Annotated in this window: 11 protein-coding genes, 4 pseudogenes and 1 other annotated feature; of the genes and pseudogenes, 9 read left to right on the top strand and 6 right to left on the bottom strand. The window is 37.8% G+C overall.

Going from position 1 to position 13,650, the window contains the following annotated elements:
* Window positions 1–196: 196 nt before the first annotated feature.
* The 7 genes and pseudogenes from EGS47_RS01445 to EGS47_RS01415 form a co-directional block, all read left to right on the top strand.
* On the top strand, window positions 197–835 hold the full coding sequence (locus EGS47_RS01445; protein WP_104039648.1) for an AAA family ATPase: 639 nt from the start codon (window positions 197–199) through the stop codon (window positions 833–835).
* Window positions 836–837: 2 nt separating this feature from the next.
* Window positions 838–1,137: a hypothetical protein gene (locus EGS47_RS01440; RefSeq protein WP_104039647.1), complete on the top strand. Its 300-nt coding sequence runs from the start codon at window positions 838–840 to the stop codon at window positions 1,135–1,137.
* A gap of 791 nt (window positions 1,138–1,928) precedes the next feature.
* Window positions 1,929–2,225 carry a hypothetical protein gene (locus EGS47_RS01435; RefSeq protein WP_104039646.1) on the top strand — a complete coding sequence of 99 codons (297 nt, stop codon included), beginning with the start codon at window positions 1,929–1,931 and terminating at the stop codon, window positions 2,223–2,225.
* Entirely contained in the window at window positions 2,222–3,991 is a 1,770-nt protein-coding gene (locus EGS47_RS01430; RefSeq protein ID WP_104039645.1) for a VapE domain-containing protein, read from the top strand. Before EGS47_RS01435 ends, EGS47_RS01430 begins: the two co-directional genes overlap by 4 nt.
* A 191-nt stretch (window positions 3,992–4,182) precedes the next feature.
* Window positions 4,183–4,437 (top strand): annotated as a pseudogene (locus tag EGS47_RS01425) (DNA-directed DNA polymerase); the annotation flags it as partial.
* 54 nt (window positions 4,438–4,491) lie between these two features.
* Window positions 4,492–5,700 carry an IS256-like element ISAba26 family transposase gene (locus tag EGS47_RS01420; RefSeq protein ID WP_004987597.1) on the top strand — a complete coding sequence of 403 codons (1,209 nt, stop codon included), beginning with the start codon at window positions 4,492–4,494 and terminating at the stop codon, window positions 5,698–5,700.
* A 33-nt stretch (window positions 5,701–5,733) separates the two neighbouring features.
* Window positions 5,734–6,156 (top strand): annotated as a pseudogene (locus tag EGS47_RS01415) (DUF4113 domain-containing protein); the annotation flags it as partial.
* 164 nt (window positions 6,157–6,320) lie between these two features.
* Here EGS47_RS01415 and EGS47_RS01410 read toward each other — a convergent pair.
* The 4 genes and pseudogenes from EGS47_RS01410 to EGS47_RS01390 all read right to left on the bottom strand — a co-directional run bounded on the left by EGS47_RS01410 (window position 6,321) and on the right by EGS47_RS01390 (window position 8,871).
* Window positions 6,321–6,608: pseudogene (locus EGS47_RS01410) on the bottom strand (type II toxin-antitoxin system RelE family toxin).
* 73 nt (window positions 6,609–6,681) lie between these two features.
* Window positions 6,682–7,901, bottom strand: a protein-coding gene (locus EGS47_RS01405) for an IS3 family transposase (RefSeq protein WP_125269079.1) whose coding sequence is annotated in 2 segments (ribosomal slippage) — window positions 6,682–7,625 and window positions 7,625–7,901 — 1,221 coding nt in all. Because the reading frame shifts where the segments join, the coding sequence is not laid out codon by codon here.
* Window positions 7,510–7,626 (bottom strand) — a sequence feature (AL1L pseudoknot). It overlaps the preceding gene by 117 nt.
* Before the next feature lie 47 nt (window positions 7,902–7,948).
* Entirely contained in the window at window positions 7,949–8,098 is a 150-nt protein-coding gene (locus EGS47_RS01395; RefSeq protein WP_125269121.1) for a type II toxin-antitoxin system Phd/YefM family antitoxin, read from the bottom strand.
* A 68-nt stretch (window positions 8,099–8,166) separates the two neighbouring features.
* On the bottom strand, window positions 8,167–8,871 hold the full coding sequence (locus EGS47_RS01390; RefSeq protein ID WP_004676054.1) for an IS6-like element IS1006 family transposase: 705 nt from the start codon (window positions 8,869–8,871) through the stop codon (window positions 8,167–8,169).
* A 146-nt stretch (window positions 8,872–9,017) separates the two neighbouring features.
* Between EGS47_RS01390 and EGS47_RS01385 the strand changes: the two genes are divergently transcribed.
* Entirely contained in the window at window positions 9,018–9,320 is a 303-nt protein-coding gene (locus EGS47_RS01385) for a hypothetical protein (RefSeq protein ID WP_004676056.1), read from the top strand.
* A 198-nt stretch (window positions 9,321–9,518) separates the two neighbouring features.
* Here the strand turns inward: EGS47_RS01385 and EGS47_RS01375 are convergent, their stop codons facing one another.
* Both EGS47_RS01375 and EGS47_RS01365 read right to left on the bottom strand, forming a co-directional pair.
* Complete coding sequence (locus EGS47_RS01375; RefSeq protein WP_020899627.1) at window positions 9,519–10,844, bottom strand: ISNCY family transposase; 1,326 nt, start codon at window positions 10,842–10,844, stop codon at window positions 9,519–9,521.
* Window positions 10,845–11,689: 845 nt separating this feature from the next.
* Window positions 11,690–12,106, bottom strand: a pseudogene (locus EGS47_RS01365) (DNA breaking-rejoining protein); the annotation flags it as partial.
* Between the two features lie 210 nt (window positions 12,107–12,316).
* On the opposite strand from EGS47_RS01365, the gene EGS47_RS01360 reads away from it, so the two are divergent.
* The gene (locus EGS47_RS01360) at window positions 12,317–13,642 is read left to right on the top strand and encodes an ISNCY family transposase (protein WP_020899627.1); all 1,326 of its coding nucleotides are present in this window, start codon (window positions 12,317–12,319) and stop codon (window positions 13,640–13,642) included.
* Window positions 13,643–13,650 lie beyond the last annotated feature (8 nt).

Genomic DNA, 13,650 nt, shown 5'->3' with positions numbered 1-13,650 from the left:
ATTTAAATTCTCTAAAAGCTATACGTTGCAAGAGATACAAGATCCTTATAAATATAAATTTAAAAATATATATAAATTTAAAAAAGTGCATTATTTGTGGATAACTTTATTTTTAACTTTATTTTTCACAATAGTTGATTCAAGAGGTTAAAACTTATACATTGCTTCTAACAAAATTACGTAACTTACATAACTTATGATTATTTTAGTAGGCGGTGAAAAAGGCGGAGCTGGTAAGAGCTGCCTTGCCCAAAACTTAGCAGTTTATTTACAAACCAAGAATAGAGATGTTCTACTTCTAGATGCAGATCCTCAAGGTACAACAACTGACTGGATTAAAGAACGTGATGAGAATGAGGATTTAAAAAATATCCCATCTGTACAAGCTTCAGGCAATATTCGTCAAGTTTTAAAAGATTTATCAAAAAGATATGAAGATATTATCATTGATGCTGGTGGACAAGATTCAGAAGCATTGCGCTCGGCTATGACTATAGCAACACATATGCTATTACCTTTTAGACCTAAACGTAGAGATCTAAAGACTTTAGATCATATGGAACAAGTATTAAAACTGGCACGAGCAGTGAATCCAAATTTGAATGCTAGAGCAATTATTACACAATGTCCAACACTGCCATCACAAGTACAGAGAATTTTAGATGCTAAAGAAGCCTGTGTATCATTCGGAATAAAAGCCTTAGACCAAATCACGACAAATCGGAATGTTTATGATGATGCAGATGAAAATGGTTTGTCTGTTTTTGAAGTAACAAGTGATCTTAAGGCAAAAGCAGAAATTGAAGGAATTGCTCAAGAGTTTTTAGGAGTATAACTATGGCGGGTCTTAGCGGTTTAAAAAAGAAAACTGATGAGCTTTCAGATCAAGATAAATTGGTTGAAAATTTCATATCTGGAGCTGATAAAAGAGTTAAGGATTTAGAGGTTTCACAAAAGAAATTCGTTCGTTGTACCTTTTCTTTAAACCAAGAATTAAGCGAGTTAATCGATGAGCTAATTATCAAAAGTAATAACGCTCGTGTTAACAGATCTAGTATTGTAAGAATAGCTTTAGAGTCTTTGGCAAAGCAAAATGTAGAAGATTTTAAGCAGCTAGTTGATAAAAGTATTAAATAAAATGAGAGCGGAATGGGTTATTTAATCTATAAAATTAAATAACCTAACTTCATAACTTCATAACTTCATAACTTCATAACTTCATAACTTCATAACTTCATAACTTCATAACTTCATAACTTCATAACTTCATAACTTCATAACTTCATAACTTCATAACTTCATAACTTCATAACTTCATAACTTCATAACTTCATAACTTCATAACTTCATAACTTCATAATGCTATGAAAATAGTTTTGTTACATAAACATTTTGTAAGATACTGACTTTTCAATTTTTATTAGATTTTTAAAAATTAATCCAATAAAAGCATATTGTTAAGTATATGTGTAGCAAAGCTAAATCCCTACTTTCCCCTTAGATTGAGATTAAGCAAAGCGAAAACCTAGGCTCGCGACAGTCATGTCAGCGATTTACATGGCAAAACCTGACATTTAAATAATTCTAAAATTAAGACATGCCAAAGCAGTTAGAAGTCGATTCGTGTTGGTATATCGATTTTTACTGAGTAAAAAAAAATCACTGACGTATTTTTATGTCAATAATCAAACTTTTTTTTGAAAATCCCAACTTTTAGAAAATCAAATTTTTTTTATTTGTTAATGTCAGTTACTGGGACACGTCGAGGACATATAGCTGATTACTTAATGAATAGGGAGTGAGCTATAGACCTGACTGTATTCAGAAATATTGCTTCAGAAGTCGAAGTCTCATAAATAAAAAACCCCGATAGCTAAATCCAGTGATGGGACTAGCTATTAGGGTTAGAATTACGGGTACATTGTATAATGTTCAAAACAAATATACATGATTTGTTGTTCAATCTTAGCTACGAAACAGACAATTTACTGTTTAATTTTGTGCTGGATAAACAATACCGCATTCCAAGCCTGGGGAAAGGCCGGAAAAATCGCTCAACTTCGGTGGTTTTGAAGTCTGATGGCACCTATTTAATTAACGATCATACGAATGATACAAGTTATTCATTCAACCCTGAATGGTCACAGATCAAGGCTGAACGCGATATTTGGGATCGAGCAGAAGTAATGCTGCAAGCACTCCATAAAAAAGGAGTGGCGGCATGAATGCACAAACAGAGCTAGAATCAATTGCAACCGATTGGGATGCTGAAATACGTGATATTTCATTGCCTGCTAAGGAGTTCCACATAAATAAAATGTGGAATATCTCGCAACTTCATCCTGAAAATTTACATATAGTTTCTGAAAACACACCGTATAAAGATGGGGTGATCCTAGGGAATAATTTCATTTTCCAGCGATACGATAAGTTTCTAAAAAATAAAGTTGGTTTTTCAGTTGTAGATCAATCTGGAAAGGTAGTCAGCAGTTATGGAGTGAAGGGAATTTGCGCCTTTAATCTCCATGTAAAAAGCCCTAGATGTTATATAACAACAGAAAGACACCCATTTTTTGCGCTCAAATTGGCTGAAATGGGACAACCAATTATCAACCTACCTCACAAGAAAGCAGCTTCTTCATGGCCTGATCTTTTTCTAATTGATGGTGATTCTGTTTTTGATGACTATGATTTGGAACTTGATAGCAGAAAATTAAGGAAAAAACTTAATGATGCAATTCAAAAATTAGAACTAGCTGTACAGAATGAAGTAGGAGAAGCGGAACCATTCATTCAGTGGGCGCACTTAAAGCCAAATGGCAGACCAGCAGAGACAATTGAAAATCTTGATGCGATTTTGAAGGCTTATGGAATTGTATGTAGATACAACGTGATTAAGAAAAAGGGGGAGTTTTTAATTCCAAACCTTACAACCTCAATTGATAATCGCGAAGTGGCAGTAACGGCAACAATAAAGTCACTATGTCACCAGAACAATCTACCTACATCAAATATAAATGAGTTTCTCTCTACAATCGCAGATAAGCGCCCATTTAACCCAGTTTTAAACTGGATACATTCTAAAACATGGGATGGAAAAAATAGGCTGCATGACTTCTTAAAAACAGTTGGCGTGGATAACCCTTCCACCTTAAAAAATGGCGAATTATTCCATGAACATCTAATTAAGAAATGGATGATTCAAGCTATATCAGCAGCATGTTACCCAAAAATATCAGCAGCAGGCGTTCTAGTATTTCAAGGTAAACAAGGTTTAGGGAAAACAAGCTGGTTTAAACACCTTGTACCCCGTGAGTTTGATGGTGAATTGATTAAGGCGGATTCTTCTATAGATCCACAGGATAAAGATAGCGTTTTTCAAAATATCTCTTATTGGCTTGTGGAGCTGGGAGAGTTAAACGCAACTTTTAATAAATCCGATGTAGCTGTATTAAAGAAATTTATTTCTAGTGATCTTGATTTAATCCGAAAACCTTATGCAGCAGCGGCTAGCGAATTTGGGCGGAAAACCGTATTTTTTGCATCTGTGAACAACACTGGCTTTTTAGTTGATGAAACAGGAAACAGGAGATACTGGACGATCCCAACGACAAGAATCCAATATATTCATAATTTCGACATGCAACAGGTCTGGGCGGAAGTTTACGAGCTGCTTAATGCTGGTGAATCTTTTAGATTGGATCAAGAAGCCAATGATTTGTTAAATGCACTTAATGAAGAACATACTTCTACTGATCCAATAGAGGAGAAACTGCAATCTGAATTGGATTGGGATTGTAAAAATAAAACATTCTGGAGTTGGTCAACAGCAACGGATATTTATATCTCATTGTTTGGAGTTCCACCAAAAAGAGCCGAAGCAACCAGGTTGTCTCATTATTTAAAAGAGAGAGATTTGGAGTTCAAAAACAGTGGTGGTAAAAAGTTTTTAGTGCCACCAATGAAAAAAATATTTCCATACCCTATTTAATTTGAACCAGTGAACCAAAAGTGAACCAGTCTATTTTTAGTTGGTTCACTTTTTTTCATTTATTTACAATAGTTTATATTGAATTTGAACTAGTGAACCAAGAAGTAAGAAATAAAACAAAATAAATAAATATTGGGTATTGGTTTTTAAAGTGTTGGCAAATTGGGTTCAGTTGGTTCATTGGTTCAAATTTGGCTTCCCCTCTGATGATCAGGGACCAATTTTCTGTAGTGATGCACAGAACTTTATTGGAACTGCAGGGAATTGCTTGTATTGAACTGGAACATACGCCACCAGCCAAGAAGCAAATCATTGCTAGTCGTTCTTTTGGTCAACGCATCTACCACATTGATGATCTTAAAGAAGCCATGTCATTGTATGTCATGGATGCGATTAGCAGACTGAGAGATGATAATCTGTTGTGTGGGACTGTTCTAAATTTTGTGTAAGTACTTAATTTTCATTTATCCTTCAGAGGATAATTACAAAAGGTACTTCACATGGATGAAGCAACAATCAAAAGTATGGCTGCTGAATTGGCTAAGGGTCTAAAAACACCAGAAGACTTAAACCAAATGACCGCCATATTTAAAAAGTTCATGATCGAAACTGCACTCAATACAGAGCTTTCAGATCATCTTGGTTATGAAAAGCATCAGCCGAAAAAAGGCTCAAATAGCCGAAATGGTTTTAGCTCAAAAACTGTTTCAACTCAAGATGGGCAATTGGCTTTAGATATTCCACGTGATCGGGAAGGTTCATTTGAGCCACAAATTATCAAAAAACATCAAACACGCATTACCAGTATGGATGACCAAATTCTTTCCCTGTATGCCAAAGGAATGACCAATAGAGAAATTGTCGCATTTTTCAAAGAAATGTACGATGCAGATGTCTCAGCATCACTTATAAGCAAAGTGACCGATGCTGTGATTGAGCAAGTGACTGAGTGGCAAAATAGAGCATTAGATAGTCTGTATCCAGTCGTCTATCTCGACTGTATTGTTGTAAAAGTCCGTCAACACTCCAATGTGATTAACAAGTCTGTATACCTTGCTTTGGGCATCAATATGGATGGGCAAAAAGAATTACTCGGTATGTGGATTGCTCAGACAGAGGGTGCCAAATTCTGGCTATCCGTCATGACAGAACTCAAAAATCGAGGGGTACAGGACATTCTTGTTGCCTGTGTAGATGGGTTAAAAGGCTTTCCTGATGCCATTGCCTCTGTTTATCCTCATACGGACATTCAGCTGTGTATCGTGCATGTTGTACGCAATAGCCTGAGATTTGTAAGCTGGAAAGACTACAAGGCTGTTACAGCTGGTCTAAAAGCGATCTATCAAGCAAGTACAGAAGAAAATGCCTTAAAATCTCTAGATATCTTCTGTGATCAATGGAATCATCAATATCCGAAAATTGGAGAATCCTGGAGAGCCAATTGGGAAAATATCCGTACAATATTTAGCTATCCAGCTGAAATACGTCATGCGATTTATACAACCAATGCAATTGAATCGTTGAATAGCGTAATTCGCCATTCAACCAAGAAGCGAAAGATCTTCTCGTCAGATGATTCAGTCAAAAAAGTCATTTACTTAGCAACAACCAATGCTGCTAAGAAATGGACAATGCCAATTCAAAATTGGCGTTTAGCAATGAATTGGTTTACGATTCAGTTCGATGATCGATTAAAAGATCATTTATAAAAAATAGAACTTACACAAAATAATTTACAGGCTCTGTTGTGTGGTTGTTTGATTGGTTTCGTACAATCAAACCCATTTGATAGCTCAAAGCCCTTCTACAACAAGTCTTTATCCTTGGCTTTACCAGAACCTACCGACAACCTGTTGGTGCTCTCTAAACTCGCTACAGCGATGATTGATGGCCTGTATGCAAAGGATATAGCATTCAAGAAATGTGGCGTGATTCTGACGTGTCTCGAACCAAAGGCAAGCCATGTATATGACATGTTTACCGACATGAAGCACATCGAAGTCAGTGATGCTTTGATGGATTCCCTTGAAGCGATTCATCTTAAGTATGGCAAAACCAAGATTGCCTTGGGCGCAAGTTTAATGCCGAACAGAACATGGAATATGTCACGAAATCGGCTAACACAGAACTACTTTAAATGGGATCAACTGCTTTGTGTGAAGTAAATGTCCTGCCTATAAATTGATTTCGTTTTGGTTTCATAATAGTTGTTTATTGATTTCAAAATAGTTGTAATTTACTACTACCTAATCGAAGATTATCTACATCAAAAATGCCCATAAACATGAGTGTTTTCATAGACACTACCTGCTTATAGGCATTACATCTTTTATGAATGACGAGAGTTGGCATCATCATAGACGGCATTGTTTTCACGTCTGCCTACAGCAATCACGATGACAACTACCTCATCATCAACGACTTCATAAACCAGACGATAACCAATACAACGAAGTTTAATCTTGTAGCGGTTAGGATATCCTGACAACTTGTTTTTGGGAATGCGAGGATTCTACAAAACCTTGATCAACTGCTTCTTCAATGGCTGCTTAATACTTGGATTTAGCTTATTCCATTCTGCTAATGCTTCTTCTAAAAAGTCTAACTTATAGGTCATCAATATTTACTCGAATGCGTTTCTGATTCGCACGTGAACCGTACCGGGTTTGTCGGAGACTTTTTTATTTAAGTTAGGCCACCTGACCTAACGGATTAATCTTATCATAGTACATTGCTTCAAACTCAAAAGGCGATACATAACCCAGTGCACTGTGTACACGCTTTTTGTTGAACCAATCTACCCAATTTAATGTCGCAAGTTGTACATCCGCTAAACCTTGCCAATCTGCTTTTAAATATTCAATCACCTCTGTTTTGTATAAGCCATTCACCGTTTCAGCCAAAGCATTATCGTATGAATCACCTGTCGTACCGACTGATGCTCGTAAATTTGCTGCTTCTAAACGATTGGTATAGCGAATAGAAAGATATTGAACACCTCTATCGGAATGATGAATTACATTCTTTGGCATGCCTCGATCGTGCAATGCTTGCTCCAATGCATCGAGCACCATATCTGTATTCATCCGTGTAGATACTTTCCATCCAACAATTGCTCGCGAGAACACATCAATAATAAATGCAGTGTAGACCCAGCCAGAATTGGTTTGAATATACGTAAAGTCACTGACCCATAATTGGTCAGGTCGATCAGCACTAAAATTCCGTTTCACTAAATCATCTGCTCGTTTTTGATCATCTCGGCTGCGGGTAGTTTGTTTGTTCTTACCACGCCAAACACCTTGTATATCTAGCTTCTGCATCAATCGAGCAACTGTACAACGTGCAATAACATAGCCTTCACGTTTCAATTTTTGCCAGACTTTACGTACACCATATCGACCTGAACTTTCTTTCCAAATACGTTTGATTTGTTCTGCATGATGTAAATCATGCTGAGCACGTTTCGCTCGATGTTCTGGGTTATCAACGAGATCTAAAGCCCGATAATAGGTCGAAGCTGCAATCGGTAAAATTCTACAAATCGCTTCAACACCATATCGATCTTTATTGTTATGGATAAAATCCACCATTATTTGTGTGGGCGGTCGAGCTCCGCCTGGGCGAAAAAAGCGGCTGCTTTACGTAGAATTTCATTGGCACGTTTTAATTCTTTAATTTCACGTTCCATTTGCTTCATTTTTTCTTGGTCAGATATCTGTTGTACTTTGGCAGGATTTAGTTGATCCATATGCTTTAAATACCAAACACGCAATGTTTCAGGAGTACAACCAATCTTAGGTGCAATAGCTGTGATTGCTGCCCAAGTAGAAGGATAATCTTTTTCAGATTCAATTAGTAATTGAACCGCTCTTTCTCTAATTTCGGGGGTATAGTTTGGTTTTTTCATCGGAATAGTCTCTCAGAATATTGACCCTCCGACAAACCCGGTACGGTTCAACGAGCATCTGCAATCTTATTCAGTTCTAGGTCTTCTAGTTGTTCCATCATCGTTTCATACAGATCAGCTGGAACACAGTAAAACGCTGGTGTATTACGATTGAGGATTGCGACAGGTTCGCCTTTGCCTGCCAACACTGTATCCATCGGACTCTTTTTGAGTGGCACTGTTGCAAATAGAGATTTGAGTCGATGATGTTCCCTTTAAAAAGTACTTAGAGACCGAAAACCCTGTTGATTAGACACACTTCACCCTGAGGCTGACCATAATAAAATGACGATGCTTGTCCTTTACGTAGTGCACGCATGACTTCAATACCTTTAATTGTGGCATAAGCCGTCTTCATAGATTTGAATCCTAATGTGGCCCTGATGATCCGCTTTAGCTTGCCATGATCACATTCAATCACGTTATTTTTATACTTAATCTGCCTGTGCTCAAGGTCTGGTGGACAGTTACCTTCCCGTTTTAACCGTGATAAAGCACGTCCATATGTGGGTGCTTTATCCGTGTTGATCACTTGTGGAATTTGCCACTTCTTCACATTATTTAAAATTTTTCCAAGAAAACAATATGCTGATTTGGTATTACGTCTAGAAGAAAGATAAAAATCAATGGTATCGCCACGTTGATCGACTGCACGATACAGATAAGACCATCGTCCATTCACTTTTACATAGGTTTCATCAATATGCCACGAGCTCAGATCTGTAGGATTACCCCAATACCAGCGTAAACGTTTTTCTATTTCAGGAGCATAACGTTGAACCCAACGGTAAATAGTCGTGTGATCAACATTCACACCCCGTTCGGCCAGCATTTCCTGCAGTTCACGATAGTTAATGCCATATTTACAATACCAGCGCACAGCCCAAAGAATGATTTCGCCCTGAAAATGCCGACCATGGAAAGGATTCATATGCTGCACCTTTAGCTAAAACAGTCTTCAGCTTACCATTCGTGGTTATTTGCAACAGTGCCTTTTTTTAAACCTTATGGCTAATATAAAACAACAATTAGTTGCAAATTAGTTGATATAATAACTTATGCTTTTGGAGATAAGTTATGTCTGTTCAAGAACGCTTAAATAAATCTACAGTCCAATTTCTTAAGATTGCACATCATGTTGTATTCGCCAGGAAACGCTATGAAAACGGCAGACAAATAGTAGTTGCCCTGATTTATATTGCACAAGATGCACACCCCATAGCGGCAATCACAGGAACAGACCGATTTTGGGATTGTCACGACATCAGTAAGGCAACACGATCAATTAGACGACACAATAAAAACTGCCTAATCCTGGATCGTAGAGACTTCATTTTTGAGAAAACGGAAGACCTAAAAGGCTTCAATGGCATCCATTGATTATTCGCCAAAGCTAAACAAAACCGTGGAACATTGATTGTTTTTTGATCGTGAAACATGAAAAATCATAAAAAAAGCCCAATCGGGTGTGATTGGGCTATAAACTAGAAACTACAGCATTGATTTCTAAGGAAAATTATAACAAACACTGTTATTCCTAAGTAGAAATGTCCTACCTAATAACCAAATAGAAATGTCCTATATGGACATTTCCAAGTCAAGCACAGGATTTAGATTTCGTTCTTGAATTGCTGTTTTCTGTGCACGTCTGCTTGGCATCTTTTGAGAACGATTACGTTTGTTTTGCTGTTCCAGTTCTTCATGCTGTTGTTGGATATGATTCAGAACAGCACCCAACCGTTTATTCTCAACAATCTCTCGCTGATTCAGCTGACTTAATTTATCGAAGAGGCTGTAATTGATCTTTCGGCTATTATGCATGATGGCTACAGTACCATCCGGGTATTCAAGGAACTCAAGATACTTACCGATCAACCTTTGATTTTCTTCGGTGTTTTCCAGGAGATATACGCATTTATCATAAGTAATCGTCAGACTATTCGTGACTCTGCGGGGTTCACGCCAAGTAAAAATATCATCTAATTCTTCGGCTGTTTCAGTGATAGACCGATGTAGATTCTTAGGATTAAAAGCCATCTTGGCGAACTTCTGATTGAACTCCTCAATGAAGCAGGGTAGCCAGACATTAGCTTGCTCAATCGAACAGATGCCTTTCAGGCGCATCTCCTTGATCAGACGGTCCTGAAGGGTTCTGTTGGCCCGTTCCACACGGCCTTTGGCCTGCGGTGAATTAGCGAAGATGATATCGATATTCAGGGTGCTGAGTACACGTCCAAACTGGGTAATCTTGGTGTCTTTCTTGCTGCTTTGATTCACTCTAAAGACTGAATGTTTGTCGCTGTAAAACGCTAAAGGCTTACCGTGCTGTTCGACATATAAGCGTGTTGAAATCATATAGTCAAAGGTTGATTCTGACTCACAGAAGCGTAAATGCTGCAATTTTCCTGTAGCATCATCGATAAACACCAGCAGACAGCATTTAGCAGCGCGTCCTTCAAACCAGTCATGGTGTGAGCCATCAATTTGGATCAGTTCACCAAAGCAATCCCGGTTGTAACGAGGCTGATACGGTCGTTTCAGGCGCTTGGATCTAGGCATCCATAAGTCAGCTGCAATCATCCAAGAACGCAGGGTTTCTACTGAAAGATCGAATCCATGTACGGTGGTAAGCTTTTCATGCGCTAAAGTGGGTCCGAAACCATGCAGTTGGTCAGAAACAATATTGAGGCACTTGAGTCTGAGTTCTTCAGGAAGTTTAGAATTGCTGATTTGGCCACGACCGGCATGGGCTAATGCAGATGGACCTTGAGCTTTGTATTTCTGCAGTAAGCGTCTGATCTGACGTTCTGAAATATGAAGTAGCTGAGCAGCCTGGGATTGAGTTATGCGTTGATCGCAGATTTCCTGCAAGACCGACAATCGTTTAAGTTCTTTATCCGACATAGACACCAACATATCAAACCGTCCGCTAAGGAAATTGCAGAAGTGCATATTCTAAAAGCGGACATTTTTACTTTGGAGAAACCGGACATTTCTATTTTGGAGTTACAAACACATTTCGTATAAGGTGTATTATGTTAATTTTAGGAAATCTTAAATAGATATTATTTGGTATTATTGATAATTATTCTTACTTATAATTTTTTTATGAAAATATTAAACAAACTCCTTAGTCTTGAATTAGCAATTGGTTCTTCATTAAGTCAGAAGACTAATTTAATCCTCTCTTTTTTATTTGCTTTAATTTTTACAGGGATCGCTCTTTCTATTGAGAATAAAACTTACATATGTATTTTTGCAGGAATGCTACTTTTTTGGCAGAGATACGTTGTTTTGAAGTTAAGAAATAAAGAGCTAAAGTAAATGAAATTAGTAAAAAAATATCCCCACTTAACATAATGGCGGTTATACGAAAACGAGGATCATAAATCCTCGTTTTCGCTTTAGATCAGAAGTACTGGCTAGAAACATAGATTCAAAAGTTATTGATTCAGAGATACTTACCCGCCATAAATAACTGCATCTAGTATCTCAAAACGTTCATGTGTATCTAATTCAACTAATGATAGATCTGCTCTTTTCTGTGTTTTCCCAGCCGGAGAAGTCAATTTCCCATTTTCAAATTTCAAAATATATTCTTTATTTTCTTTAGAGAATATCGTGACTAAAGCTGTTCCATTTCCTTGACGGACGACTCCAAACTGACATTGTCTAGTAGGCTGTCCTAAGCTTAAAGAACAGGGTAACTCTCCTGTAGCATCAAAATTTTTAGTGCCTTTGCTAGTATTTTGATCGAATATTTGAACATAAAGCTGAAAATTTACAGTCTTATTTCGGCGAGCACTATTTCTCATTTGATAGAGTTGTATGGTGTATTCACCATTTGAAGGTAAAACAATCTCTCCAACTTGCCCTTCAGTAGAACCAATAAAGATTGCTTCATCTTTCCCTGGTTTTTTACCAGGAGAAAAAATATTGATATTGGCTAAATTATTATTGCTCGTTACCTTAAATTTAAGAACTTGCCCTTTTTTTGCGTAAATTTTATATTGAACATCATCATATCCCTCAAATTTTCCTTTTTGAGTTTTTTGATTTGTACCCTTTGTAAACGTTATAGATTGCTCAGCAGTTTTAGCAAAAGTAGATACCGAACTGAATGATAGAAGTATTGATAAAAGGCCAATATGTATAGATTTTTTCATCTTTCATGTCTCAAATATTGATTTATAAAAGTATAAATTTTTTTAGAATTTATTCTGTAACATTTTTCTATTTAACATAATGGCGGTTATACGAAATCACTAATGTAACTCCAAAATAGAAATGTCCGGTTTCTCCAAAGTAAAAATGTCCGCTTTTAGAATATGCACTTCTGCAATTTCCTTAGCGGACGGTTTGATATGTTGGTGTCTATGTCGGATAAAGAACTTAAACGATTGTCGGTCTTGCAGGAAATCTGCGATCAACGCATAACTCAATCCCAGGCTGCTCAGCTACTTCATATTTCAGAACGTCAGATCAGACGCTTACTGCAGAAATACAAAGCTCAAGGTCCATCTGCATTAGCCCATGCCGGTCGTGGCCAAATCAGCAATTCTAAACTTCCTGAAGAACTCAGACTCAAGTGCCTCAATATTGTTTCTGACCAACTGCATGGTTTCGGACCCACTTTAGCGCATGAAAAGCTTACCACCGTACATGGATTCGATCTTTCAGTAGAAACCCTGCGTTCTTGGATGATTGCAGCTGACTTATGGATGCCTAGATCCAAGCGCCTGAAACGACCGTATCAGCCTCGTTACAACCGGGATTGCTTTGGTGAACTGATCCAAATTGATGGCTCACACCATGACTGGTTTGAAGGACGCGCTGCTAAATGCTGTCTGCTGGTGTTTATCGATGATGCTACAGGAAAATTGCAGCATTTACGCTTCTGTGAGTCAGAATCAACCTTTGACTATATGATTTCAACACGCTTATATGTCGAACAGCACGGTAAGCCTTTAGCGTTTTACAGCGACAAACATTCAGTCTTTAGAGTGAATCAAAGCAGCAAGAAAGACACCAAGATTACCCAGTTTGGACGTGTACTCAGCACCCTGAATATCGATATCATCTTCGCTAATTCACCGCAGGCCAAAGGCCGTGTGGAACGGGCCAACAGAACCCTTCAGGACCGTCTGATCAAGGAGATGCGCCTGAAAGGCATCTGTTCGATTGAGCAAGCTAATGTCTGGCTACCCTGCTTCATTGAGGAGTTCAATCAGAAGTTCGCCAAGATGGCTTTTAATCCTAAGAATCTACATCGGTCTATCACTGAAACAGCCGAAGAATTAGATGATATTTTTACTTGGCGTGAACCCCGCAGAGTCACGAATAGTCTGACGATTACTTATGATAAATGCGTATATCTCCTGGAAAACACCGAAGAAAATCAAAGGTTGATCGGTAAGTATCTTGAGTTCCTTGAATACCCGGATGGTACTGTAGCCATCATGCATAATAGCCGAAAGATCAATTACAGCCTCTTCGATAAATTAAGTCAGCTGAATCAGCGAGAGATTGTTGAGAATAAACGGTTGGGTGCTGTTCTGAATCATATCCAACAACAGCATGAAGAACTGGAACAGCAAAACAAACGTAATCGTTCTCAAAAGATGCCAAGCAGACGTGCACAGAAAACAGCAATTCAAGAACGAAATCTAAATCCTGTGCTTGACTTGGAAATGTCCATATAGGACATTTC

Source organism: Acinetobacter sp. FDAARGOS_515 (assembly GCF_003938865.1).
In the GTDB taxonomy this organism is placed as follows: domain Bacteria; phylum Pseudomonadota; class Gammaproteobacteria; order Pseudomonadales; family Moraxellaceae; genus Acinetobacter; species Acinetobacter ursingii.
The sequence above is the reverse complement of the archived record's forward strand: the minus strand, read 5'-3'. Positions and strand labels throughout refer to the sequence as shown.